The organism is Lentzea sp. CA-135723, assembly GCF_050936595.1.
Classification (GTDB): Bacteria; Actinomycetota; Actinomycetes; order Mycobacteriales; family Pseudonocardiaceae; genus Lentzea.
In genome coordinates, this window is the sequence record NZ_JBNJMK010000001.1 from 3394721 (window position 1) to 3418585 (window position 23865).

General features: G+C 69.4%; 24 protein-coding genes, 1 tRNA gene and 1 pseudogene. 14 read left to right on the top strand and 12 right to left on the bottom strand.

Annotation, left to right across the window (positions count from 1 at the left end):
• Window positions 1-31: 31 nt before the first annotated feature.
• From ACQEU1_RS14625 to ACQEU1_RS14650, 6 genes and pseudogenes are all read left to right on the top strand, one after another.
• Window positions 32-1492 carry a hypothetical protein gene (locus tag ACQEU1_RS14625; RefSeq protein WP_433200850.1) on the top strand — a complete coding sequence of 487 codons (1461 nt, stop codon included), beginning with the start codon at window positions 32-34 and terminating at the stop codon, window positions 1490-1492.
• Window positions 1493-1569: 77 nt separating this feature from the next.
• The gene (locus ACQEU1_RS14630; protein ID WP_433200853.1) at window positions 1570-2574 is read left to right on the top strand and encodes a bifunctional DNA primase/polymerase; all 1005 of its coding nucleotides are present in this window, start codon (window positions 1570-1572) and stop codon (window positions 2572-2574) included.
• A 59-nt stretch (window positions 2575-2633) separates the two neighbouring features.
• A pseudogene (locus tag ACQEU1_RS14635) lies at window positions 2634-2996 on the top strand (DNA cytosine methyltransferase); the annotation flags it as partial.
• Between the two features lie 19 nt (window positions 2997-3015).
• Window positions 3016-4455 carry a DUF3631 domain-containing protein gene (locus ACQEU1_RS14640; RefSeq protein WP_433200856.1) on the top strand — a complete coding sequence of 480 codons (1440 nt, stop codon included), beginning with the start codon at window positions 3016-3018 and terminating at the stop codon, window positions 4453-4455.
• Window positions 4452-4679, top strand: coding sequence for a helix-turn-helix domain-containing protein (locus ACQEU1_RS14645; protein ID WP_433200859.1), 228 nt, complete (start codon window positions 4452-4454; stop codon window positions 4677-4679). The genes ACQEU1_RS14640 and ACQEU1_RS14645 overlap by 4 nt, the downstream gene beginning before the upstream one ends.
• Complete coding sequence (locus ACQEU1_RS14650; protein ID WP_433200862.1) at window positions 4663-5847, top strand: tyrosine-type recombinase/integrase; 1185 nt, start codon at window positions 4663-4665, stop codon at window positions 5845-5847. The genes ACQEU1_RS14645 and ACQEU1_RS14650 overlap by 17 nt, the downstream gene beginning before the upstream one ends.
• Window positions 5848-5982: 135 nt before the next feature.
• On the opposite strand, the gene ACQEU1_RS14655 is transcribed toward ACQEU1_RS14650, so the two are convergent.
• The 6 genes from ACQEU1_RS14655 to cmk form a co-directional block, all read right to left on the bottom strand.
• Window positions 5983-6056: transfer RNA gene (locus ACQEU1_RS14655), tRNA-Pro, on the bottom strand.
• A gap of 173 nt (window positions 6057-6229) precedes the next feature.
• The gene (locus tag ACQEU1_RS14660) at window positions 6230-7345 is read right to left on the bottom strand and encodes a sensor histidine kinase (RefSeq protein WP_433200865.1); all 1116 of its coding nucleotides are present in this window, start codon (window positions 7343-7345) and stop codon (window positions 6230-6232) included.
• Entirely contained in the window at window positions 7339-7971 is a 633-nt protein-coding gene (locus ACQEU1_RS14665; RefSeq protein ID WP_433200868.1) for a response regulator, read from the bottom strand. The genes ACQEU1_RS14660 and ACQEU1_RS14665 overlap by 7 nt, the downstream gene beginning before the upstream one ends.
• Window positions 7972-8061: 90 nt before the next feature.
• Window positions 8062-9483, bottom strand: coding sequence for a ribosome biogenesis GTPase Der (gene der / locus ACQEU1_RS14670; protein ID WP_433200871.1), 1422 nt, complete (start codon window positions 9481-9483; stop codon window positions 8062-8064).
• Window positions 9480-10112 carry a lysophospholipid acyltransferase family protein gene (locus tag ACQEU1_RS14675; protein WP_433200874.1) on the bottom strand — a complete coding sequence of 211 codons (633 nt, stop codon included), beginning with the start codon at window positions 10110-10112 and terminating at the stop codon, window positions 9480-9482. Before ACQEU1_RS14675 ends, der begins: the two co-directional genes overlap by 4 nt.
• Window positions 10109-10795 (bottom strand): (d)CMP kinase, encoded by a 687-nt coding sequence (gene cmk, locus ACQEU1_RS14680; protein ID WP_433211497.1) that lies wholly within the window; start codon window positions 10793-10795, stop codon window positions 10109-10111. The genes ACQEU1_RS14675 and cmk overlap by 4 nt, the downstream gene beginning before the upstream one ends.
• A gap of 167 nt (window positions 10796-10962) precedes the next feature.
• Here cmk and ACQEU1_RS14685 point away from each other — a divergent pair, with 167 nt between their 5' ends.
• The gene (locus tag ACQEU1_RS14685) at window positions 10963-12984 is read left to right on the top strand and encodes a hypothetical protein (RefSeq protein WP_433200877.1); all 2022 of its coding nucleotides are present in this window, start codon (window positions 10963-10965) and stop codon (window positions 12982-12984) included.
• Window positions 12985-13054: 70 nt separating this feature from the next.
• Window positions 13055-13495: a pyridoxamine 5'-phosphate oxidase family protein gene (locus ACQEU1_RS14690; RefSeq protein WP_433200880.1), complete on the top strand. Its 441-nt coding sequence runs from the start codon at window positions 13055-13057 to the stop codon at window positions 13493-13495.
• A gap of 18 nt (window positions 13496-13513) precedes the next feature.
• On the opposite strand, the gene ACQEU1_RS14695 is transcribed toward ACQEU1_RS14690, so the two are convergent.
• Window positions 13514-14524 (bottom strand): hypothetical protein, encoded by a 1011-nt coding sequence (locus tag ACQEU1_RS14695; protein WP_433200883.1) that lies wholly within the window; start codon window positions 14522-14524, stop codon window positions 13514-13516.
• Window positions 14525-14613: 89 nt separating this feature from the next.
• On the opposite strand from ACQEU1_RS14695, the gene ACQEU1_RS14700 reads away from it, so the two are divergent.
• Window positions 14614-15534 (top strand): homocysteine S-methyltransferase family protein, encoded by a 921-nt coding sequence (locus ACQEU1_RS14700; RefSeq protein ID WP_433200886.1) that lies wholly within the window; start codon window positions 14614-14616, stop codon window positions 15532-15534.
• On the opposite strand, the gene aroH is transcribed toward ACQEU1_RS14700, so the two are convergent.
• From aroH to ACQEU1_RS14715, 3 genes are all read right to left on the bottom strand, one after another.
• Complete coding sequence (aroH, locus tag ACQEU1_RS14705) at window positions 15524-15886, bottom strand: chorismate mutase (protein WP_433200889.1); 363 nt, start codon at window positions 15884-15886, stop codon at window positions 15524-15526. The genes ACQEU1_RS14700 and aroH overlap by 11 nt on opposite strands.
• Window positions 15887-15920: 34 nt before the next feature.
• Window positions 15921-16241, bottom strand: coding sequence for an STAS domain-containing protein (locus ACQEU1_RS14710; RefSeq protein WP_433200892.1), 321 nt, complete (start codon window positions 16239-16241; stop codon window positions 15921-15923).
• A gap of 84 nt (window positions 16242-16325) precedes the next feature.
• Window positions 16326-17426 carry a DUF1015 family protein gene (locus tag ACQEU1_RS14715; protein WP_433200895.1) on the bottom strand — a complete coding sequence of 367 codons (1101 nt, stop codon included), beginning with the start codon at window positions 17424-17426 and terminating at the stop codon, window positions 16326-16328.
• 18 nt (window positions 17427-17444) lie between these two features.
• On the opposite strand from ACQEU1_RS14715, the gene ACQEU1_RS14720 reads away from it, so the two are divergent.
• The 5 genes from ACQEU1_RS14720 to ACQEU1_RS14740 all read left to right on the top strand — a co-directional run bounded on the left by ACQEU1_RS14720 (window position 17445) and on the right by ACQEU1_RS14740 (window position 21090).
• The gene (locus tag ACQEU1_RS14720; RefSeq protein ID WP_285647335.1) at window positions 17445-17918 is read left to right on the top strand and encodes a cation:proton antiporter regulatory subunit; all 474 of its coding nucleotides are present in this window, start codon (window positions 17445-17447) and stop codon (window positions 17916-17918) included.
• Between the two features lie 26 nt (window positions 17919-17944).
• On the top strand, window positions 17945-19096 hold the full coding sequence (locus tag ACQEU1_RS14725; protein ID WP_433211500.1) for a cation:proton antiporter: 1152 nt from the start codon (window positions 17945-17947) through the stop codon (window positions 19094-19096).
• Window positions 19097-19159: 63 nt separating this feature from the next.
• Window positions 19160-20326, top strand: a complete 1167-nt coding sequence (locus ACQEU1_RS14730; protein WP_433200898.1) for a S8 family peptidase — start codon at window positions 19160-19162, stop codon at window positions 20324-20326.
• Entirely contained in the window at window positions 20323-20544 is a 222-nt protein-coding gene (locus tag ACQEU1_RS14735; RefSeq protein ID WP_433200901.1) for a hypothetical protein, read from the top strand. Before ACQEU1_RS14730 ends, ACQEU1_RS14735 begins: the two co-directional genes overlap by 4 nt.
• A 93-nt stretch (window positions 20545-20637) precedes the next feature.
• Entirely contained in the window at window positions 20638-21090 is a 453-nt protein-coding gene (locus ACQEU1_RS14740; RefSeq protein ID WP_433200904.1) for a DUF6319 family protein, read from the top strand.
• A gap of 883 nt (window positions 21091-21973) precedes the next feature.
• Here the strand turns inward: ACQEU1_RS14740 and ACQEU1_RS14745 are convergent.
• The gene (locus ACQEU1_RS14745) at window positions 21974-22945 is read right to left on the bottom strand and encodes a quinone oxidoreductase family protein (RefSeq protein ID WP_433200907.1); all 972 of its coding nucleotides are present in this window, start codon (window positions 22943-22945) and stop codon (window positions 21974-21976) included.
• Window positions 22946-22947: 2 nt separating this feature from the next.
• Complete coding sequence (locus tag ACQEU1_RS14750) at window positions 22948-23742, bottom strand: SDR family NAD(P)-dependent oxidoreductase (RefSeq protein WP_433200910.1); 795 nt, start codon at window positions 23740-23742, stop codon at window positions 22948-22950.
• Window positions 23743-23865 lie beyond the last annotated feature (123 nt).

The window sequence follows — 23865 nt, forward strand, 5'->3', positions numbered from 1 at the left end:
ACGAAACCCCTGCACAGCAAGGGGACGTGACATGTGCAGAGCAGGCGGACGCCGATGCAACGGCGGGTCCGGCAGGGCCACCCAGGCCACCCGCAAGCAGCGCTCGCGCGCCAAAGAAGCCCTCCGTGAAGCCAAGGCCAGCGGTGACCCGGAGGCCATCCGCACCGCCACCGAACGACTCGCCGCCGCTGACGCGGCTCACGCCGAAGCCAAGGAGAACGCCATGGCCCACAACGACCACCACGACGAGACCGCAGCTCAGGACGGGGACGTGACCACTCCGAAGCTCAACCCCATCATCGGCGCGCCGTCCGACAAGCCGGTGCAGGCGAACACGTGGGGAGCCCTGCCCACCGCAGACTCCCTGCACTACCACGATGACGGCCCGGTCGGCACCGCAGTCAGGTACATGGGTGATGACGCCCGGATGGACGTGGACGGCGAACCGCTGGCCAACGTCGTGGGCCGCATCGCCACCAACGTCACGCGGCGCAAGACCACCGCGCAGCAGGCCGTCAACGACCTCAAGCAGCTGCGCGACCGGCTCCCCGAGGGCAGCCGCGCCAAGCAGTGCGTGTCCCAGGCCGTGCGGGAGATGGACGGCCCGGACACGCCCGCCCCGCAGGTCCCGGACGGCACGCCCGAACCGCTGCGTGAGCTGGTCGGCAAGCTCCACGCCATCCCCCTGGTCCGCAAGGAGCCCGAGCGGGAGATGCAGCCACTGCTGGACCTCTGCGAGCGGGCCGCCAAGGGAGACAAGCACGTCTCCCGGTTCCTGGACGACGACGTCGAGCGCCTGCACAACAAGCGCCACGAGAGCCTCGGTGACTCCGGCAAGTTCGAGATCGACGACGCGGTGAACCGTGCAGTGGCGGACTTGCAGGAACAGCAACGCCAACAGCGCCAACGCAAGCGCGACAACGCCGGCGGCTACACCATCCACAGCACCAACGTCGCCCACCCCGGTGCGCACGTCGGCAGCCAGAACGAAGTCAACTCCGAGCCGTTCACCATGAACGTCAACCGCCCTGCTCACGGAGGGGACGTGACACCCACACCGCCCACCAACAGCAGCGGCCACCAGAACCGAGGCGCAGGTAGCAGCGGGGACGTGACCTACACCTTCCACGGCGCGGCCAACGTCTACACCGGTGACGGCATCCAGTTCAACGGACCGCACCAGCGATGGCACGACCGGTCCGGCGCGTCGCAGCCCTGGGGCCAGTACGAGACCACCGACGGCCAGGGACGCCGCAACCGGTTCCAGTTCCACGGCCCGGCCAACATCGACACCGGCGGCGACATCGGCACGCCAGCCCAGTGGCACGCCGAAGCGGAGGCACAACGCGCCGGTATCCAAGTCGCCGACACCACCGCACAGGCACACGAACTGATGCGGCGGCACAACATCCCCGCCGCGCCCGGCGGAGGAATGCAGATCGACGTGATCAACGGCCGCATCACCCGCATCAACGGCCACCGCATCGACTGACCCGTACATCCCAGTTCAGGCGGGGGACGTGACCGCACCGTCCCCCGCTTCTCTTCCACCACAGGGAGAACCTGGCCATGCCTGAGCTCAACACGCTGCTGACCCACGCACTCACCGCCGCACAGATGGGCTTCTACGTCTTCCCTTTGCACCCCAACACCAAGCGCCCCGCCCTGCACGGCGCGGAACGCTGCCCCGGCACCGGCGCGTGCCGCAACGGACACCTCGGGTGGGAGCAGCGCGCGACCGTCGACCTGGACGTGATCGAGCGGTGCTGGTCGGCGGGGCCGTTCAACATCGGCATCGCGACCGGCCCGAGCGGCCTGGTCGTGGTCGATCTCGACACCCGCAAGTCGCCTGCCGATGTTCCCCCGCCACGCTGGAGCCGGGAGGGGATCGTTGACGGCCACGACGTCTTCCGTTCCCTGTGCCGGGACGCGGGGGAAGACGTCCCGTGGGAGACCAGGATGGTCGAGACCGCCCGTGCTGGAACGCACCTGTACTTCCGTGAGCCGTCCACTGTGGAGCTGCGCAATACCGAGGGCGAGCAGGGCAACGGTCTCGGGTGGAAGGTCGACACCCGCGCGCACGGCGGCTACGTCGTCGGCCCCGGATCGATCACCCCGGACGGCAAGTACCACGTCGAGCAGGACGCCGTTCCGCTGCCGCTGCCGGTGTGGTTGGTCCACTGCCTCACTCCCAGGCCGCGTACGGCCGTCTCAGCGCCCGTTGTGGTGCCCTCACAGCGGTTGCCCCGCTACGTCACCGCCGCAGTTGACGGGGAGTGCCGCAAGCTCGCACAGGCCGTCTCAGGCACGCACGACAAGGCCGCGTTCGTCGCGGGCATCGCCCTCGGGCAACTCGTCGGTGCCGGCGTTCTCCCTCCGGCTACAGCAGAAGCCCACCTCATGGCCGCCGCGCAGGCGCTGATCAACGGCAAGTGCGACTGCACCGAGGCCAAGGTGCGCCGCACCATCCGCAACGGCATCACCGAAGGCACCACGCGGCCACGCCAAATGCCCGGCACCGAACGCCCCGCCCCGGCCGCAACGCCCATGTTCGACGTGCGAGGTGCGGCGTGAACGTGCTGTCGCTGTTCGCCGGGATCGGCGGCCTGGAACTGGGCCTGGAACGCGCCGGCATGACCGTGGTCGGTCAGGTCGAGATCAACCCGTTCGCCCGCTCCGTACTCGAACACCACTGGCCGGAGGTTGACCGCCATGACGACGTCCGCACCGCCCCAGACTGGTGGGCAACCCGGTCACGTCCCCCCATTGACCTCGTCTGCGGTGGCTTCCCGTGCCAGCCGTTCTCCGTCGCCGGACGGCAGCTCGGACTCGCCGACGAACGCTGGGGATGGCCCTGGATGCGAGACGTCATCGACGCTGTTCGACCTCGGTACGTCATCGCCGAGAACGTCCCCGCGCTCCTTAGGGACACTGAAGCTTTTTCGATCATCCTCAGCGACCTTTCCGACCTCGGGTTCGCTGTCGAATGGTCAGTTGTCTCAGCGTGCGCCCTGGGTGCCTCACACCGACGACGCCGACTGTTCCTCGTGGCGCACCCCGGTGGCCCGGGACTTCAAGGGCTACACGGGCCGCGAGGGCGAATCGATCTGCAACCAGCTACGGCGGATGTACGGCGGCGTTGGCCGGCCGAACCCCCGCTGGCTCGAATGGCTAATGGGGTTCCCCGTCGGCTGGTGCGAGACGACATCCACGCCCTCGGAAACGCGGTTGTTCCTGCTGTCTCCGAACACATCGGCCGACTCATCCTCGCCGCCGCCGACGACGCCCGGAACGCGGCATGACGCCCCACGTGAGCAGTCAGGAGACCTCCGCATGACCACGACCACGCTCGAAGGTGCGCAGATCCTCGACGACGTCCAGGCGTTTCTGTCGCGGTTCAACGCCTTCCCCGACGAGCACTGCGCCCCGATGCTCGCGCTCTGGTACGCCCACACCTGGGCCGCTGAACACTTCTACATCACCCCGCGCGTCGTGCTGTCCAGCGCTGAACCCGGCTCCGGCAAGACCCGCGTGCTGGAGGTCGCCCGCCACCTGGTCCGCACGCCGGAGATGACGTTCTCCGCCACCCCGGCCGCGCTGTTCCGCATGGTCGGCGCAGGACCAATCACCATCCTGTTCGACGAGGTCGACGCCATCTTCGACAACAAGGGCGGCGGCAACGAAGACCTCCGCGCCCTGGTCAACGCCGGATACAAGCGCTCCGCGACCGTGGCGCGCTGCAAGGGCGACGCGGGAAACATGGTGATCGAACGATTCCCGGTCTACGCACCGGCCGCGCTGGCAGGCATCGCCGGGAACATGCCCGACACGATCACCACTCGCGCCATCACCATCCACATGCGCCGACGCCGTCCAGACGAACGAGTCGAGGCGTTCCGCGAACGAAAGGTGGAAGAGCAGTCCGCCCCAGTCCGCGAGGCTCTGGCCACGTGGATGGAGGTAGTCGGCGAACGAGTCGGCGCGGCCTACCCCGACATGCCCGACGGCGTCACCGACCGGGCCGCCGAAATCTGGGAACCGCTGCTCGCCATCGCCGACTACGCCGGCGGGCACTGGCCGGAAACCGCTCGCGCCGCCTGCCTGCACTTCGTCACCGCCGCACAGACCAACCCCACGTCCGACCGAATCCGGCTGCTCTCCGACCTCCGCACCGTGTTCGCCGACCGCGGCGTGACCCGCATGAGCACCGTCGAAATCCTCGCCGTCCTGCACAGCATGGAAGAAGCCCCGTGGGGCGACTTCTACGGCCGCCCCATCAACGCCCGCCAACTGGCGACCGAACTCAGCGCATATGGCGTCAAAGTCACCGCCTACAAGAACGTCGGCAAGACGTTCAAGGGCTACGTCATCGACGGCCCCAACGGCCTGGGAGACGCGTGGGCGCGCTACCTGCCCGAGCCAAAGTCCGACGAGAACTCTGAGGGGGAGAAATGAGCAACGCCCACCACGTCATCGAACTGACGAAGTACCTCTACAAGATCCCAGAGGCGATGGTGCTGCTCTCCATGAGTCGATCGGTGATCTACGAGCAGATGCGCGCAGGGCGGCTCCGCTTCGTGAAGCAGGGCAGGGCAACGCTTGTGTCTGCCACCGCAATTCGTGACTACGTCAGCCTTTTGGAACAGGAGTCGGTGGTCCACTATGGCGAAACCGCGTAACGACCAGGACGAGCGGAAGCGCCGTAGTCGTGGCGACGGCGGTATCCACTGGGATGAGGCTCGCCAACGTTTCATTGCCACGGTCGACCTCGGGAACGACGCGCGCGGCAAGCGGAAGACCCGCAAGCGCAGCGCTAAGACGTTCACGGAGGCCAAAGAGAGGCTCAAGGAGCTTCAGCGGGACCTGGACGACGGCCTGCCCATCACGCCGAACGTCTACAAGGTCAAGGAAGCCGTCAACTCGTTCCTCAAGTACGGACTGAAGAAGTGCGCGAAGTCGACCGTAGACAACTACCGTTGCCTCGCGGAGACGCACATCATTCCGGCGCTCGGTGAGCGCAACTTGCGCGAGCTGTCAGCCGACGAGGTAGACGACTGGTTGGACGAACTGTCCCTCACGTTGTCGACACGCACACTGCGCCTGCTGCACTCGATCCTCAACCGGTCGGTGCGCATGGCTCAGAAGCGCGACAAGGTCAAGCGCAATGTCGTGCAGTTGTGCGAGGTGCCGATTGGGCAGGCAGGACGGCCGTCGAAGGCTCTCACCTTCGAACAGGCAGAAGCCGTATTGGAGGCCGCCCAGAGTTCTTGGTTGCGTGCCTACGTCGAACTTTCGCTATTGGTCGGTGCACGGACGGAAGAGCTTCGTGCGCTCGACTGGCCGAACGTCGATCTCGACGGCAAGCCTGACGCAGAACCCGAAGTGCTCCCGTCAATCAACGTGTTCCGATCTGTGAGGGAAGACGGCGACACGAAGACCCGAAAGTCTCGCCGGTCTCTCGCGCTTCCGACTAGGTGTGTTGTGTCTCTGCGGGATCACCACACGTACCAGCAAGCGAGGCGCAAGCTCGCCGGCGAACGTTGGCAGGACCACGGCATCGTGTTCGCTTCACAGGTGGGCACACAGCTCGACTCGCACAACGTCCGTCGCGAGTTCCGAAGGATCCTCAAAGCGGCTGGACTCAACCCCAAGGAGTGGACGCCACGGGAGCTGCGGCACAGCTTCGTGTCTCTCCTGTCCGCAGACGGAGTCCCGATCGAGGTCATCGCTCGCCTGGTCGGGCACAGCAGCTCGACCATCACGGAGACGGTCTACCGACACCAGATCAAGCCCATCCTGCTGGAGGCAGCGAGGACGATGGACGACCTGTTCCCGATGGCGAGCTAGGACGTAGTCACTCATTTAGTCACTCAGGTCCCCAAATGGTCCCCAAACGCGACCATGAGCATGATCGGAATGGAGACACAAAAAAGCCCCTCTGATCAGGCATTTTGCCTAGATCAGAGGGGCTTTCTTCGACCGTCGGGACGACAGGATTTGAACCTGCGACCCCTTGACCCCCAGTCAAGTGCGCTACCAAACTGCGCCACGTCCCGGCCACACTCCCGGTTCCCCGGCGTGCAGAAAGAATCCTACAACACGGTGGACGGAGATCAAAAACGGCCCCCACCCAGGGCATCTAGCTGCGGAAATACGGCGGGGACCCGAAGTTCGGGTCCCCGCGTCCCTCGGTCCGACCGATCCCCCGATCCTCGACCGACACCTAGAACTATGCGGTGGCGGTGGCTGAGGCGCCACCTCCGAAAGTCGAGTCTTGTACGTCAACCTTCGACTTACCGGGTGGTAGGACGGCGCTGACGCTGAAGCCTCCGTCCGTTCGGTAGGAGGTGGTGAGGGTGCCGCCGGCCAGGCGGACTCGTTCGGAGAGGCCGTGCAGGCCCGCGCCGCCGCCTTCTGTCAGGGACGGGAGGTCTCCTGGGCCGTTGACGACCGTTACTCGGACTGGTGAGGCTCTGTCCACTGTGACCGTCACGGCTGCGCCTGGGGCGTGTTTCGTCACGTTGGTGAGGGACTCCTGGACCACTCGGAAGAGGGCTCTGGAGACGGCTGGGGAGAGGTCTGCCTCGCCTGTTTCGGAGAGGGTTACGGCTACGCCTGCTACTCGGGCCCTGTCGATCAGTTCTTGCAGGGACGGGTAGGTGGTGTCGGAGTTGAGGAGGCCCAGGGCCGCTCGCATTTCGGCCAGGGATTCCTTTGCCAGGGCTCGTAGGCGCTGGGCTGTTTCGCGGACAGTCTCGTCTGGGGCGGTGGCGGCGAGGGCTGCCGACTCCACGGCTATCAGGGTGGCGTGGTGGCCTACCGCGTCGTGGATCTCGCGGGCTATTCGGGCTCGTTCCGCGGCACGGGCCGAGGTCTCCTGTGCCTCTAGTTCTGCTGCTCGGGCGCGCCGGGTTTCGTAGAGGGACTGGGTCAGCTCTTTGCGGGTGGTGATGAGCGCGCCGAGGGCTGTGGGGGCTGCGGCTAAGCCGAAGGCGAAGGCTGTTGCCAGTAGCAAGGGCCCTATGGGGATTGCTTGGGTCATCAGGACCGGAGCGATGGAGGCGACTGTCATCAGGAGGACCCAGAAGAGCTGGATCGGGAGGGACTTCTCCTTGCTGCCCAGGCGGTATTGAGCTACGAGGGCCGGGGCCCAGCCCAGGCCGCCCGCTACCGCCGGGACGCACAGGAGGGAAGCCAGCCAGGGCCAGCGGAGGCGCAGCGGGAGGAGCAGGGAGGCCGCTACCGCGGTCCAGAGGGACCAGGTGAACGGGCGGTCCTGGGTCAGGAGGACCACGCCGGTGGTGACGCCTACGGTCAGGGCTTCTCGTAGGACTCGCTTCACCACACGCCCACCTGGTGGGCCACCAGGGCCGCTTGGACGCGGTTTTCGACGCCCAGTTTGGTCAGGACGGTGGAGACGTAGCTCTTGACCGTGGCCTCGGAGAGGCAGAGTTCTTCGGCAATGGAGTGATTGGAACGGCCGGCTGCGACCAGTTCGAGGACTTGGCGTTCGCGGGCCGAGAGCGAGTCGAGTTGGCGGTTGGCCCGGAAGCCTCGCAGGCGTGGGAGCAGGCGCGCGGTGATGCGCGGGTCCAGGACGGCGCCGCCCGCGGCGAGGTCGACCACGGCGCGGACCAGGGCCTCGGGTTCCGCGTCCTTCAGCAGGAAGCCCTGCGCGCCCAGGTCCAGGGCTGTGGCCACGTAGTCGTCCAGGTCGAACGTGGTCAGCACGGCTATCACCGGCGGGGTGGCCCAGGTGCGCAGACGACGTACCGCCTCCAGGCCGTCCACGCCCGGCATCTGGACGTCGACCAGGACCACGTCCGGGAGGTGCGCCAGGGTGGCCTCCACCAGTTCGGCGCCGTCGGAGGCCTCCCCGACCACCTGGACGCGCCCGTCGGCTTCGAGGAGGACTTTCAGGCCCCGCCGCAGCAGGGCCTCGTCGTCGGCTAGCACCACGCGTACGGCCACCGACCCAACCAACCGCACCCCATGCCAAAGGGCAACCAGTCGGCCGGGTCGTCACCCGGAGAAACCACTCAGAGAAACCAGCCGGAGAAACTACTTCTTGCCGGCTCCGGCCTTCTTCTTCTCGCGCACGCGCACGGAGATGCGGACCGGGCTGCCCTCGAAGCCGAACTCCTCGCGGAGCTTGCGCTCGATGAACCGCCGGTACGACGCCTCCAGGAAGCCCGTCGTGAACAGCACGAACGTCGGCGGGCGGGTCGAGGCCTGGGTCGCGAACAGCACCTTCGGCTGCTTGCCGCCGCGCACGGGCGGCGGGGTCGCGGCGATGAGCTCGGTCAGCCACTGGTTCAGGCGGCCGGTCGGGACGCGGGTGTCCCACGAGTTCAGGGCCGTCCGCAACGCCGGCGCGAGCTTGTGCACGGCGCGGCCGGTCAGGGCCGAGATGTTGACCTTGTCCGCCCACGGCACGCGCACGAGGCCGCGTTCGAGCTCGCGGACCATCTCGTTGCGGCGGTCCTCGTCGACCAGGTCCCACTTGTTGAACGCCAGCACGCACGCGCGGCCCGACTCGACCACCATCGTCAGCACGCGCAGGTCCTGCTCCGCCAACGGCTCGTGCGCGTCCAGCAGCACGACCGCGACCTCGGCGGTCTCGATCGCGGACTTGGTCCGCAGCGACGCGTAGTACTCGGCGCCGCCGGAGAACTTCACGCGCTTGCGCAGGCCGGCGGTGTCGACGAAGCGCCAGATCTCACCGTCGAGCTCCACCAGCGAGTCGACCGGGTCGACGGTGGTGCCCGCGACCGAGTCGACGACCGAGCGGTCCTCGCCGGTCAGGCGGTTGAGCAGCGACGACTTGCCGACGTTCGGCTTGCCGACCAGCGCCACGCGCCGGGGGCCGCCGCCACGGCCGCCGAAGTCGTCGCGCGGGGTCTCCGGCAGGCGCTCGAGGATCACGTCGAGCAGGTCACCGGAGCCGCGGCCGTGCAGGCCGGAGACCGGGTACGGCTCGCCGAGGCCGAGCGACCACAGCGACGCGATGTCGGCCATCAGCCGGTCGTCGTCGACCTTCGAGGCGCACAGGATCACGGGCTTCTTCGAACGGCGGAGGACCTTCGCGACGGCCTCCTCGGTCGACGTCGCGCCGACCGAACCGTCCACGACCAGCAGGATCACGTCCGCGGTCCGCATCGCGAGCTCGGCCTGCGCGGCCACGGAGGCCTGCAGCCCGACCGCGTCCGGCTCCCAGCCGCCCGTGTCGACCACGGTGAACTTGCGGCCGTTCCACAGCGCGTCGTACGCGACCCGGTCGCGCGTCACGCCCGGCACGTCCTGCACCACGGCCTCTCGGCGGCCGATGATGCGGTTGACCAGCGTGGACTTGCCGACGTTCGGCCGTCCGACCACAGCGAGCACCGGCTGTGGCGGCGCTGCCTCCTCGCCGTCACCGCCGTCGAGGTCGTCGAAGGCTGACCAGTCGGCCTCGTCCTCCCAGGTGCCGTCCAGGTCCGTCATCGTCTTCCCTCACTCACACGAAGTCCATCGAGTTCGGCGACCAGTGTCGCCAGGCGATCGCGCACCTGCTCGGTGGCAACGCCGAGGGCCGCTCTCCCCTTCCCCTCGGGAAGGTGGAACGGCTCACCGATCAGCACGTCGACCACGGGCCGCCAGCCCCTGGCCTGGTAGGTACCGCGGCAGGCGATCGGCAGCACCACCGCACCGGACGTCTTGGCGAGCCACGCGGCACCGTTCTGCGCGCTCGCCACGTCGCCCTCGCCGCGCGTCCCCTCGGGGAAGATCCCGACGACACCACCGGCTTTGAGCACGGACTGCGCGGCGACCAGCGCCGTGCGGTCGGCCTCACCCCGTTTGACGGGGATCTGCCCGATCTTGCGCAGCAGGTGGCCGACGACGCCCTTGAACATCTCCTGCTTGATCAGGAACGTCACGCGCCGGGGCAGTGCCCCGAACAGGATCGGCCCGTCAGACATCGAGCTGTGGTTGGCGACGACGACCACGCCGCCGCTCAAGGGTACGCGGTCGGCGCCGTGGACCCGCAGCCGGAACTGCCAGGCGTAGGGGTGGCGCCCGATCCAGCGTCCGAGGTCGAGCAACCAGAGCGCTGTCCCCTCGGGAACGCTCACCCGGTCACCCGCAGCCCGCGCTGCTCCACGAGGCCGATCAGCGCGTCGATCGTGCCGGCGAGGTCGAGGTCGGTGTTGTCGAGCACGACGGCGTCGTCCGCGGCCATCATCGGCGACACGGCGCGCGACGAGTCGTACTTGTCGCGCCGCTGCACGTCGGCCAGCGCCGCGTCCACAGTGGACGCACGCCCGGCCGCGCTGTCCTGCTTGGTGCGCCTCGCCGCACGGGCGTCGGCCGAGGCCGTCAGGTACACCTTCAACGGGGCGTCGGGCGACACGACCGTGCCAATGTCGCGCCCCTCGACGACGATGCCGCCGACGTGGTCCAGGGCGTCCGCGATGATCGCGCGCTGCTGGGCCACGAGGAGCTCGCGCACGTGCTTGGTCGCCGAGACCGGGGAGACCGCCAGCGACACCTCGGGGCCGCGGATCTCGGCCGCCACGTCGTCGCCGTCGAGGGTGATGCCGGGCTTCTGCGGGTCGGTGCCGACGACCAGCACCGCGCCGTCCGCGACGGCGACGACCTTGTCCTCGTCGGTGGGGTCGACGCCGGCGCGCAGGACGGCCAGTGCGATCGCGCGGTACATCGAGCCGGTGTCGAGGTAGCGCGCGTCGAGCGCCATGGCGACGCGCTTGGCCACGGTGGACTTGCCGGTGCCGGCCGGTCCGTCGAGAGCGACCACACCGCGCAACTGACCCTGGCCCACTGCAGCTCCCCTCGAGACACCCACGGCCCACATTGTGCCTGGTGCGGACGCTCACACCGGCACCGGGACGGTCTGCGGCGGGATCGGTGCCGATCATCCGGAATCATGTCGCGGTGAACTTCGGCAGGTGGCGGCTCGCCATCGTGGCGTTCGTGGTGTTCCTGTTCGGCCTCGTCTTCTGGGCTTCCGGCTCGGACGAGGTCATGGAGACGGGCGACAAGCTCGCGAGCATCATGGGCCCACCGCTCACGATCGCCGGGCTGGTCGCGGCCGTGGTGTTCGGCGTGCAGGGCCTGCGTGCGAACGCTTCCGGCGCGGCCCGCGACTCCGCGCGGGCGCTGGAGGACCTGGCGCTGCTCGTCGCCCGGCAGTGGGAACGCGAGGCGGGGTCGCGCGGCCTCACCCGCCAGGACCCCCTGGACGTGCGCTGGGTCTCGACCCGGCGCCCGGTCGCGCCCAGCGCCGCGGAGGTCATCGGTCCGGATGCCGTCGCGGGACGGCCCCTGCGCCTGAAGCTGCGGGGTGGCGTGGGCGACCTGGCCGACGCGCTGCACGCGTTGCCCGGCCAGCAGCTCGTGCTGCTGGGCGAGCCGGGCTCCGGCAAGACGAGCGCGGCGATCCTGCTTGCACTGCGCCTGCTCACCCGACGCGAGCCCGGTGATCTGGTGCCCATGGTGTTCTCGCTGGCATCGTGGGATCCGGCAGCCCAGGAACTGGACGCGTGGATGGTGCAGAGAATGGGAGTGGACCATCCGGTGTTCCGCGACCGCGGTGAGTACGGGCCGGAAATCGCAAGAGACCTGATCGACCGAGGGCTGGTCCTGCCCGTGCTCGACGCGCTGGACGAGGTCGCGCTGAAGGCCGACGCTCTGCGAGGCATCGCGCGAGTCGTCGGTAGGAACAAGCCGATGATGCTCACCTGCCGGGCCGACGATTACGAGAAGGTCGTCCGCGAAACCGGCGCGCCGATCGGGCGCGCGGCAGTGGTCGAGTTGAAGCCCGTCGACAGGAGAGAAGCGTCCAGGTATCTGGAGGCAGGGACGGTCACGGGCGACCAGCGGTGGCGGCCGGTCGTCAGCACGCTGAGCAACGAGCCGGACGGCGTGCTCGCGCGAGCACTGTCCACGCCCCTCGCGGTGTACCTCGCGAAGACGGCGTTCACACCGCACGCGACCGATCCGGCCGACCTGCTGGCGCTGCCGACCTCGTCCGCTGTCGAACACCACCTGCTCGAGGCCTACCTGCCAGCGCTCTACCCATCGCCGGAGAAACCCCGGGAGTGGTTGGCGTTCCTCGCGCGCAGGCTCGCTGTGAAGCCCGATGCGAGAAACCTCGCGTGGTGGCGACTGTTCCTCTTGTTGCCAGCCTCGCGCATGGTCATCCCCGCGAGCAGGGGAGCACTCGCCGGCTTCTTCTTCGGCGTATCGATCTTGGTCTACGGCGGTTCTGGCACCGCACTTGTCCAGTCCACCCCCGCCGCCGTTTGGTGCGTGGTGCTCACCGCTGGCGCAATGGCAGGAGCAGTCGTCGGAGCAGCCGTAGGCCTGATGCGCGTCCTGCTCCTGCACGCGGGCGACGTCTCGCTCCCCAGTTACATCGCCTTCTCCTGGTCATCGTTGATCAGCAACCTGCTGATCGGTGCGATCGCCGGAATCGTCGCTGTAACGCTAGGGGATTTGCTGTCGCCCGGCAGCCACGAGATGACCGCCCTGATCCTGGTGGGTTCGGTTCTTGGCATCGGCACGGTCAGCGGTTTCTTGATGATCAAGATTTCCGTCAATGCGCCGGTCGACCCCCGCAACAGCCTGGCAGGTGACCGCACGGCCACGATCTTCGTCACCGCATCGGCCTGGCTGACCGTGGTCGTGACGTTGCCCGCCGCAGACTGGCTGGACGGCAAGTTCACGGGGCACTCGGCAGTGGTCGGAGTCGGCGTGGCCTTCATGTTGGTGAGCCTGTGGCCGACGTTGGGCGGATGGATCGACTTCACCGTTGCGCGGATCTGGTTCGCGTTGTGCGGCAAGCTTCCCTGGCACCTCATGGACTTCCTGGAGGAAGCGCACGAACGCGGCGTGCTGCGCCAGGTCGGTGCGGCCTACGAGTTCCGGCACCAGCGCTTGCAGCAGTACTTCAGCGATGAGTCCAGGAAGGTATCGATCGGCTGAATCGGCGAAAGGCGGGCAGGTGCGCGGCCGATCTCGTGTGCGCATGAACCGCTTAGTCGAAAGGTCTCCAGTGACCACCACTGAACAGCGCAGCGACGTCGAGGCGTTGCTGCACCGCACGTTGGCCGCGCACAAGTCGATGTTCCTCGCCACGGCGGGCTCGGACGGCTCGTGGGTGAGCGGCGTGTACTTCGCCGAGGACGGGGCGCACTCGCTCGTGCTCGTGCTGGAGGAGCGCGGCCGCACGCTCAAGGCCATCAAGGAGAACCCCGAGGTGGCGGTCGTGGTGTCGACCGGGTCGCCGATGGAGCCGTTCCTGCAGGCCCGCGGGACCGCCGTGGTGGTCGACGGTGCCGAGGACGAGGTCGTGCGGCAGCACCTGGTGGCGAAGGTTCCCGAGGCCGGGCCGTTCCTGGCCACGCCGATTCGGGCCGTGCGCATCGGGGTGCCTTCGTGGCGCGTGACGGACATCCCCAACGGGTGGTTGCCCGGCAAGGACTTCAGCGCCTGACGCGGGTCGGCGCCCCGGCTACGGGCGGGGCGCCGTCAGGCGGGCGAACTCCTGGTCGGAGATCGGCAGCAGGCCGAAGCCCCGGCTGATGGGCGGCTCGGTCGGTTGCCAGCCCGCCGGCGTCCACCGGTCGTACGTCGATCCCTCGTAGCGGCCGTAGTACGGGTTGTAGTGGCGCCGCACCACGAAGAGGACCTTGTCGAGGTCGTAGATGTCGTGCTGGTCGGGGAAGACCGCGAAGTAGTGGCCGGTGCTGTCGGCGAACGCACGCCCTCTGGCCATCGACGTCGTGAGCGCCCGCACGAAGACGAACCCGTTCTCGCTGTGCTCCTGGACCTGCCAGCTCGGTCGCAGGTGCCCGAGCACGTCGGCGGTGCGCCAGGTCAGGTCGTCGGAGACCTCGTCGGACGAGGCCGTGTGACGGACGAGCTCGTGGCTGTCCGGCCGCCGGTCCCAGATCTCGAAGTACCTGGTGTGCGCGGCCTCCCTGGCCCGCACCAGGCGGGAGACGTCCTCGCCGCCGATCGGCAGCGACCTGCTCTGCGACGGTGCCTTGCCCCGCGTCCACACGCCCTTGTGCACGTAGGCCTCCCACTGCCCGCGGCCGTCGGCGGGGCATCGGACCAGGGCGTGTGCGCGAGCCAGGTCCTCGACGTGGGCGAGGTCGCTGAACTCCGCGAAGTAGTGATGACCGTTCTGCGGCTGGGCGCGGCGACGTGCTTCCAGCAACGCGCGGACGCCGGGCTCTTCCACGTGCGGCGACGCCGGCTCGGGCTGCTCGGCGTCGGTCCGCCGCATCAGCAGCTCGACCTCGCCCGGCAACGACTCGCGGTAGTCGTAACGGGCGTCGTGGTCGCGGGCGTCCGCCAGGTCGTAGGTCCGCCTCCACACGCCGTGGCCCTCGTACTTCTCCTCGTGCGAGGCCCCGAGGGAGCGGTGGAGCCCTTTCGCCTCGTCCACGTTCTCCATGGAACTGTCCTCGCGGAACAGCACGAAGTAGCGGTAGCCGGCCAGGTACGGCTCGAACACGCGATCACCCCCCGGTGACCATCCCAGTTTAGCGGGCGGAACAGCCAGAACGGACGCACACTGGGCCCTCCGGCCTGGAGGCACCCACGATGACGCAGCTGCCCCAGCTCCACGAAGCGCTCTTCCTCACCGACGGCGGCGCCGAGACCACGCTGATCTTCGACGACGGCATCGACCTGCCCGACTTCGCGGCGTTCCCGCTGCTCGACGACCCCGACGGGCACGCGGCGCTGACCCGCTACTACGAGCGGTACGCGGGCATCGCCGAACGGGACGGCGTGGGCATCGTCCTCGAGACCGCCACGTGGCGCGCGAGCAGTGACTGGGGTGCGCGGCTCGGGTACGACGCGCAGCGCCTCGCCGACGCCAACCGCAAGGCGGTCGACCTGCTGCTCGACGTGCGGCAGCGGTTCGCGATCCCCGTCGTCATCAGCGGGTGCGTCGGGCCGCGCGGGGACGCCTACCGACCCGAGACGATCATGAGCCGGAGCGAGGCGAGGGACTACCACGCGCCGCAGATCAGGACGCTCGCGGACACCCCCGCCGACCTCGTCACGGCCATGACGCTGACGAACACGCCGGAGGCCACCGGGATCGTCGACGCCGCCCGCGAGGTGAACGCGGAGGTCGTCATCTCGTTCACCGTCGAGACGGACGGCCTGCTGCCGTCAGGAGAAACGCTCGCGCACGCGATCCGGCAGGTCGACGAGGACACCGACGGCCACGCGGCCTACTACATGGTCAACTGCGCGCATCCCACGCACATCGCGCCCGCCCTCGACCCGGAAGCCCCGTGGGCGCAACGGATCCGGGGGCTGCGGGCCAACGCGTCCAAGCTCAGCCACGCCGAGCTCGACGAGGCCGAGGTGCTCGACCGCGGCGATCCCGAAGAGCTCGCGAACGACTACCGCGCACTGAGAACGAAGCTGCCTCGGCTGACCGTGCTGGGCGGCTGCTGCGGCACCGACCACCGGCACGTGGACGCCATCAGCCGCGCGTTCAGTGGTTGAGGTCGGTCCGCAGCGCCGCCGCCCCGCGCAGGTAGACGTGCTTGACCGACGACCGCGGCAGGTCCGTCTCCACGTGCGCCAGCAACCGGATCACCCGCGGCATCGAGCCGGGCACCGCGATCTCCGTAGCGGACAGCAGCGGCACGTCCGAGAGACCAGCCAGGCGCGCGGCGTAGGCGGGGAACTCGGACACCAGGTCGGGTGTCGCGGTGAGCACCACGCTGATCAGGTCGTCGGACGTCAACGCGTTGCAGGACAACACCTCCCGCACCAGCTCGGCCGTCGCCTCCAGCAGCAGGTCCCGCGAGTCCGCGTCGATCTGCGTGGCTCCCCTGATCGCTCGCACCGCCATGTCACCGACAGTAGCAGCGTCCTCAGTGGACAGGTCATTGCTCCACAACGATGTTCGGGAACCGGGCCGTGAGGCCGAGCAGGTTCACGACGTAGACCGCCCACCCGCCGCCGACCAGCACGAGCCGCCGCTCCCCCAGCGACTCCGCCGTCTCGATCAGCACGCGCATGCCGCTGGAGCCGATGAACGTCAGCCCGGCGAAGTCGATCACCACGTCACCGGAACCGGTACCCGAGGCGCAGGCCAGGGCGAGCTCGGACCGCAGCAGGTCGGTGGTGCTCAGGTCGACCTCGCCGGCGAGCGTCAGCACCGCACCGTCGCGGCGCACGTCCAGCAGGCCTGGTCTCGGTTCCATCGCGGGTGCCTCAACAGGCTCGGGAGCGCCAGGAAACGCCTCCGCGCCCAGGGCCCGCCAGTGCCGGTCGGCCCCGAAACGCCTCTACGGTGCCAGGTCGGCCAGCAGCAGCCCGCTGCGCGGCTTCGGCGTGAAGTAGGTGCTCTTGCGCGGCATCTTGCGGCCCGACAGCACCTCCCCCAACGGCACGGGCGCGATCAGCAGCACCGCCTCGGCCTCGACGGCGGGGTCCACCACGGGCCGCACGCACGGGCTCTCGGGGTCGAGCCCCAGCGCCTCGCCGAGCAGCACCGACTCCACCACGGCGTGGTCGATTCCCCGTCCTGCGGGCAGTTCGACCCGCAGCACCGCGTCGGGGCAGCGCACCACGACCACGCCCGGTTCCGGGTCGACGACGTACGGCAGCTCCGCCACCGTCAGCCCGACCCGTTCCCAGGCCGCCACCAGGTCGGATGCCGTGAACCCGGTGCCCGCGACCGCACGGTGGATCGGCCCGACCCGCAGGCCGGGCCCGGACGTGACGAGCGCCAGCAGCCCGGCGAGCCCCGCCTCGCGCGCGGCCGCGACCCGGTGGTTGCCGTCCGCCACCAGCAACGGGTGCGCGCCGGCTTCCTGCACGAGCCGTTCCTGCAGGTCACCGGGCCCGACCAGCCACACCCAGTGCCGCCGCCCGCCCGAGTCGACGAGCGAGACCGCGGGCTCCTCGGTCATGCCGAGCACCAGGTCGGTCAGCCCGTCGTGCGGCGTGATCGGGATCAGCATGGCGGCGCTGGTGGCGATGCCGAGCGACGTGAGCACCTGGGCGCGTTCGGCGACGACGTCCGGGTAGACGTCCTCGGTGTGCTCGATGCCGTCCGGGTCGACCAGGCACAGCAGGCCGCACGCCGTGCCGTCCGGCCCGTCCACCCGGTACGGCGCGACGACGTCGCTGACCTCGCGATACGCGCGGCGGATCAACGCCGCGAGCTCGGTGCGGGCGGCAGGTAGCGCGTCCAGGAGGCCGGTGCCCGCGGCCAGCGCGGCGGGGGTGCGGTGGGGGTGCTGGACGGCCAGCAACGTGCCGTGCGGGGCTCTGGCGAGCGCCCCGATCACCTGGCCGGGTTCGGCGAACTCGTCGACGTCCGGTCCTGGCACGCGCTCGCGCACCACCCAGCCGTGACGCACGGGGCGTACTCGCGATGACATCCCCGTATCATGATCTGTGTGAACGTGGAGATCACGCCCCTGCCGGGCATCGGGACGCGCCAGGACTTCATGATCCGCGCCGGACGACGTGTCGGCGTGATCACCTACCGCGACGGCAAGTTCGAGCTCATCGTCTCGAAGGCCAACGACCCGGACTCGTGTTCGGCGTCGATACCGCTGTCACCCGAAGAGGCGAGCACGCTGGCGGGCCTGCTGGGCGCGCCGCAGCTCGTCGCGCACCTGCGCGAGGAGACCCGCGACATCGCGGGCATCACGACGCGGCAGCTGCCGGTCACCGCGTTCGCGAACCGCACGCTCGGTGAGACCGCTCTGCGCACCAGGACCAGTGTGTCCATCGTGGCCGTCGTGCGCGCGGGCAACGCGCATCCGTCGCCCGGCCCCGACTTCCTCTTCGAAAACGGTGACCTCGCGGTCGTCGTCGGTACCGCGGAGGGCCTCGACGCCGCCGCTGAGATCCTCCACGGCGGTTAAGCACAGTGCACGAGACGACAATCGCCATGATCCAGCTCGGCGCGGTGTTCTTCGGCCTCGGTCTGCTGGGTCGTGTTGCCAGACGTGCCGGAATCTCCCCGATCCCGCTCTACCTGGTCGGCGGGCTCGCGTTCGGCGACGGCGGGCTGGTGCCGTTGCACGGCATCGAGGAGTTCACGCACCTCGCCAGTGAGATCGGCGTCGTGCTGCTCCTCCTGCTGCTCGGCCTCGAGTACTCGGCCTCCGAGCTCACCACCGGCCTGAAGAAGTCGTGGATGGCGGGTGTGCTCGACCTGGTGCTGAACGCGGCGCCGGGCGCGGTCGTGGCCCTGATGCTCGGCTGGGGCACGGTCGGCGCGCTCGCGATGGCGGGCGTCACGTACATCTCGTCGTCCGGCATCGTCGCGAAGGTGCTCGGCGACCTGGGCCGGTTAGGCAACCGGGAGACGCCCGTCGTGCTGTCGGTGCTCGTGTTCGAGGACCTCGCGATGGCCGTCTACCTGCCGGTGCTGACGGCCGTGCTGGCCGGTGTGACGTTCCTCGGCGGGCTCACGTCCGTCGGCATCTCGTTGCTCGCGATCACCGTCGTTCTGGTGGTGGCGTTGAAGTACGGCCGGTTCATCTCGGCCATCGTGGACAGTCCGGACCACGAGGTGTTCCTGCTCAAGCTGCTCGGCTCGGCGTTGCTCGTGGCGGGCATCGCGTCGCAGCTGCAGGTGTCGGCGGCGGTCGGCGCGTTCCTGCTCGGCATCGCGATCTCCGGGTCGACGGCCGAGAACGCGACGCGCCTGCTGGAGCCGTTGCGGGACCTGTTCGCGGCGATGTTCTTCGTCGTGTTCGGCCTGAACACCGATCCGACGACGATCCCACCCGTCCTCGGCATCGCGGTCGCGCTGGCGGTCGTGACGACGGCGACGAAGGTCTGCACCGGCTGGTGGGCGGCACGGCGGCAGGGCATCGGGAAGATGGGCCGCATGCGTGCGGGCGCGGCGCTGGTGGCGCGCGGCGAGTTCTCCATCGTCATCGCCGGCCTGGCCGTGGCGTCCGGGCAGGTGAACGGCGACCTGGCCGCGCTGGCCACCGCCTACGTGCTGTTGATGGCGATCCTCGGGCCCATCGCGGCCAAGTACGTTGAGCCAATCGGTGAATTCTTTCAGCGCAGACGGCAAATGGCCTGAAACAAGTGCCCCGAAGTGACGACTCTCTAGTGAGAGCTAGACGGAGAGTAGGGGCGAAACGTCATGACCGAACCCGTAGAAGTGGAGACCACCGGCCGGTTCCTGGTGCTGCTGCAGGAAGACGCCGTCGAAGAGGGGCTGGCCGAGCTCGGCACGATCGCCGGGTTCGACCTCGACAGCGGTGATCTGGACGCGGAGACCGTGCAGGTCTTCCCGGAGCTCGGGGTCGCGGTCGTGTCCGCCGACCCGAACCTGCTGGCCGAGCTGAACAGCGCGGCCGACCGTCCCGGACCGGTGCAGATCGTGGAGCCGGAACGCGTCGTGCACGCGTTCCAGGACGACGACGCCGCGCCGGCCGAGGAGGACGTGGCCGCCGCGGCCGACGAGTCGGTGCTGACCTGGGGGTTGCAGGCGGTCGGCGCGGACGTCAGCACCGCCACCGGCAAGGGCGTCAAGATCGCGGTCCTGGACACCGGCTGGGAGAAGAACCACCCGGACTTCGCGGGCCGCACGATCACCACGCAGTCGTTCATCAACGGCGAGGACGTGCAGGACGGCCACGGGCACGGCACGCACTGCGTCGGCACGTCCGCGGGCCCGCGCAAGCCCGCCACGCTGCCCGGTTACGGCGTCGCCTACGAGGCGGAGATCTTCGCGGGCAAGGTGCTGTCGAACGCGGGCTCCGGCTCCGACGGCGGCATCCTCGCGGGCATCGACTGGGCCGTCTCGAACGGCTGCGCGATCATCTCGATGTCGCTCGGCGCGGACGTCCCCGCGGGCACGCCGTACTCGCAGATCTACGAGACCGTGGCGCAGCGCGCGCTGGCCAAGGGCACGCTGATCATCGCGGCGTCCGGCAACGCCTCGGCGCGTCCCGGCCGGATCGCGCCAGTCGGCCACCCCGCGCGGTGCCCGAGCATCATCGCCGTGGCCGCGATCGACGTGAACCGCGCGATCGCGTCGTTCTCCTCGGGCTCGGCGGACAAGATCGGCCAGATCGACGTGTGCGCGCCGGGTGTGGACGTGTACTCGTCGTTCAAGCTGCCGGACAAGTACCGCAGGCTGCGCGGCACGTCCATGGCCACCCCGCACGTGGCGGGCGTCGCCGTGCTGATCGCCGAGAAGACCGGCGCGCGCGGCTACGAGCTGTGGGCACGCCTCGTCGGCACGGCGCTGCGCCTGCCCCTGCCGTCCACCGACATCGGCGCCGGGCTCGTCCAGGCGCCATGACCGCTCCGGTGAACCAGGTGATGGTCACCGTGACCGAAGGCAGCCTCCCGCGGGTGCTCGACGACCTGCGGGAGGCGGGCCTGGTCGTGGACACGGTCCTGGAGGCGCTGGGCGTCGTCACCGGCACCGCCGAGGTCAAGGCGATCCCGGCGCTGCAGTCCGTTCCGGGCGTGCTCGACGTGGAACGGCAGTGGCGCGTGCAGCTCCCGCCGTACTGACTAGGCTCTGCGCTGACCCCATTCACGGCTGATCGAACACGTGTTCTATGCTGTGCGCGGGGTCACGTCGTTGCGCAGAGAGGAAACCTGATCGTGTCGGACACGCTCACCGAGGTGAAGGCAGTCGAGGAGACCGTCGTGGAGGAGACTCCGGCGGCCGCTGAGGCGTCTGCGGCCCCGACGAAGCCCGTCGAGGCCACCGAGGCTCCGAAGCCCGAGGCACCCAAGGCCGCCGAGAAGCCGAAGGCCGGCCGCCCGAAGAGCACGGCGAAGAAGACGCGCACCGTCGAGCTCACGCTCACGGTGACCGCCTCCGCGGAGGGCGAGTGGCAGGCGGACCTGGTCCACGGCACGCAGCGCGTCGTGTCGGGCCTGGTCATCCCGGCCATCGCCGTCTCCAAGGCGGCCAAGGAGCTGCACGAGGACATCGCCGAGGGCATCGAGTCGGTGCTCGAGGCGGCGCGCGACCAGCACCGCACCCGCATGGAGGAGCTGGAGGCCGAGCTGGCCAAGGTGAAGGCCCAGCTGGCAGAGCTCTCGGAGTAAGCCGCACCACGCAGACAGGGCGGCCCGCGATGACGCGGGCCGCCCTGTCGCATGTCCGGGGGGAGGCGCGGGGCGAGGCCGCGGGCGAGGGCGGGAGGGATGGGGCGAGAGGCAAGGCCGCGGGCGAGGGCATGAGGGGTGGGGCGAGAGGCAAGGCCGCAGGCGAGGGCATGAGGGGTGGGGCCGCAGGCGAGGGCGGGAGAGGTGGGGCGCGGGGCCAGGAGTATGGGCCGAGGGTGTGGGCACGCAGGCGGGGAAGGGTGGCACGCGGCGGGCCATGGGTGGTGGAACGAGGCCGGGATGGCGCGGAGCGAGGCGGGCCGGGCAGAGCCGGGCGGGCCGGAGCGCAGGCGCGGACAGGCCGAGCAGGCGCGGGGCGGGGCGGGGCGGGGCTGCGCGGCGCGGGGCTGCGCGGCGCTGGGCTGGACTGGGCGGCGCGGCGCTGGGCTGGACTGGGCGGCGCGGGGCTGGGCGGGAGCGCAAGGCGCTGGTCACACCCAACCCAACGCGATGCCGAAGGCGAGCCGTCCTTCAGCCTTCCTGAGCGAGCGGTCCCGGCGGTGGGGTCCCATCACGAGTCGCGCCACAGCCCTTGCTACATCTGGAGGGTGAGGTCAAATCGACACGCTCTTCGTCGATTTGACCTCACCCTCCAGATGTGGCCCGCTCTTGGTGCGGCTTGTGATGGGACCCCACCGCCAACGCAACCACCAAAGCAACAGGCAGCCGCTCTAAGCACCAGGCGTGCCATCAGCCTGCAGGCAGCGCTACCCCCTGATCAGATTGCCGGGGTCTGGGGCAGAGCCCCAGGGGAAGCACGCAAGGCGAACCCGCCAACGCAACCCCGGCCACCCGACAAACCCAGGCAACCCAGACGAATCTTCTAGCGGGACGGGTCGAGCAGCAGTTTCCCGGCTGTCCGGCGAGACCGGAGGTCCTCGTGCGCAGCACGGATCTCCCCCATCCCGTACTCCCCACCAGGAACAGCCTTCAACTTCCCGTCCACCACCAGCGCGAACAACTCAGCCATCGCCCGATGCGCCAAGGTCCCGTGCTCCGCGTCCCGAACCTTCAGGGCGTGCGGCAGCCACATCCCCGCAACGGCCGTGGAGTGCACCAGCAGCGCGCCGAGGTCGACCGGCTTCGGCCTCTCCCGCGACGCCATGCCGTAAAACGCAAGCCGCCCGAACGGAGCCAGCGCCACCAACGACTGGTCGGTGACGGCACCCCCGGTCATGTCCAGCACGACGTCGACCCGCCGCCCGCCGTTGGCCTCCTTCAAGGCGGCGGTCATGTCGGCGGCACGGGAGTCGATGGCGACATCGGCCCCGAGGTCCAGCGCCAACTGGCGCTTCTCCTCGGAAGAGGCGGTGGCGATGACCCGCCCAGCCCCCCACAGCTTGGCCAGCTGAACGGCGATCGTCCCCACACCACCGGCGGCGGCGTGCACGACGACCGACTCACCGGGCTCCATGTGAGTCGACTTCCGCAGCAACAACCAGGCGGTGGCGCCCTGGACGATCAACGACAACGCGGTCAGGTCGTCCACGCCGTCGGGAACGTCGAACGTGGTCAGCGCCGGCGCGACAGCCTTCTCCGCGTACCCGCCGGAGTTCTTGGTCAACGCGACGACCCGGCGACCGTCGGCGGTCAGGCCGACGACCTCGCCGCCGGGGACCAGCGGCAGTTCCATCCGGGCCAGGTAGGAGTTCTCGGCCTGGTGCGTGTCCGCGTAGTTGAGGCCGGCGCGCGAGACGGTGATCAGCACCTCGCCCTCACCGGCCACCGGGTCGGGCAGCTCCACCTGCTGGAGCACCTCGGGGCCGCCGAACTCGGTGATCTGGATGGCACGCACGGTCAGTTCTCCTTGAGGGCGAGCGAAATGGGGTCCTTCTGGGCGGCCGCGACGCGCGAGCCGTCAGCCGCACGAGGCCCAGGTGGGTTGCGGAAGGTGAACGGCTCCGCCGGGCGGCCGGACTGGACGAACCACGCCTCGCCGGTGCCGGAACCCTCCACAATGGACATGAACGCGTCGACGACCACGGACACCGGCAGGATCGGCATGCCGATCTCGTCGAGGGCCGACCGCAGCGGGACGATGATGTTGGTGTCGGCGAACGCGGGGCACAGGGCGTTCACGCGGATGTCCTGGTAGGCGCCGCCGAGCGCGCGCACCAGGCCGACGACCGCGGCCTTGTTCGCGCCGTAGACCGGGTCTCCCGGCGTGGGCATCAGGCCCGCCATCGACGCCGTGGCGATGATCTGGCCACCGCGCTTGCGCAGTTCCGGCAACGCGTGGTGCGCGCCGTAGACGACGCCGTCGACGTTGATCGCCATCGCGCGGCGGTAGAGCTCGGCGTCGAAGTCGTCGCCCAGCGAGCGGCCGGTGCCGATGCCGGCGTTCAGGAACGCGATGTCGAGCCCGCCGTACGTGCTCACGGCCAGGGCGACGGCCTCCGCGGAGTCCGAGGCAACGGTGACGTCGCAGCGCACGAAGACGCCGCCGATCTCGTCGGCGACGGCTTTGCCCTGGTCAGCGTCCACGTCCGCGATCACGACGTGGGCGCCGAGCGATGCCAGCCGCCGGGCGGACGCGGCGCCGATGCCGTTGGAGCCGCCGGTGATGAGCGCGACCTTGCCGGTGAGTTCCACGGGCGTCTGCCTCCTCGTATTGCCACATTCCGACCAGTCGGTATGGTCGTCCGCACAGGCCTGGACGTCAAGCTGACTGATAGGTACGTTACTAAGCGCTTGCTTAGCCCACCAGACACACTG

Coding starts and splice junctions, on each gene's coding strand:
- der (WP_433200871.1), bottom strand. CDS start 9,483: ATGACGGACCTGGACGGCACCTGGGAGGACGAGGCCGACTGGTCAGCC.
- aroH (WP_433200889.1), bottom strand. CDS start 15,886: ATGGCGGTGCGAGCGATCAGGGGAGCCACGCAGATCGACGCGGACTCG.
- ACQEU1_RS14645 (WP_433200859.1), top strand. CDS start 4,452: ATGAGCAACGCCCACCACGTCATCGAACTGACGAAGTACCTCTACAAG.
- ACQEU1_RS14715 (WP_433200895.1), bottom strand. CDS start 17,426: ATGTCATCGCGAGTACGCCCCGTGCGTCACGGCTGGGTGGTGCGCGAG.
- ACQEU1_RS14700 (WP_433200886.1), top strand. CDS start 14,614: ATGACGCAGCTGCCCCAGCTCCACGAAGCGCTCTTCCTCACCGACGGC.
- ACQEU1_RS14730 (WP_433200898.1), top strand. CDS start 19,160: ATGACCGAACCCGTAGAAGTGGAGACCACCGGCCGGTTCCTGGTGCTG.
- ACQEU1_RS14725 (WP_433211500.1), top strand. CDS start 17,945: ATGATCCAGCTCGGCGCGGTGTTCTTCGGCCTCGGTCTGCTGGGTCGT.
- ACQEU1_RS14630 (WP_433200853.1), top strand. CDS start 1,570: ATGCCTGAGCTCAACACGCTGCTGACCCACGCACTCACCGCCGCACAG.
- ACQEU1_RS14735 (WP_433200901.1), top strand. CDS start 20,323: ATGACCGCTCCGGTGAACCAGGTGATGGTCACCGTGACCGAAGGCAGC.
- ACQEU1_RS14625 (WP_433200850.1), top strand. CDS start 32: ATGTGCAGAGCAGGCGGACGCCGATGCAACGGCGGGTCCGGCAGGGCC.
- ACQEU1_RS14710 (WP_433200892.1), bottom strand. CDS start 16,241: ATGGAACCGAGACCAGGCCTGCTGGACGTGCGCCGCGACGGTGCGGTG.
- ACQEU1_RS14650 (WP_433200862.1), top strand. CDS start 4,663: ATGGCGAAACCGCGTAACGACCAGGACGAGCGGAAGCGCCGTAGTCGT.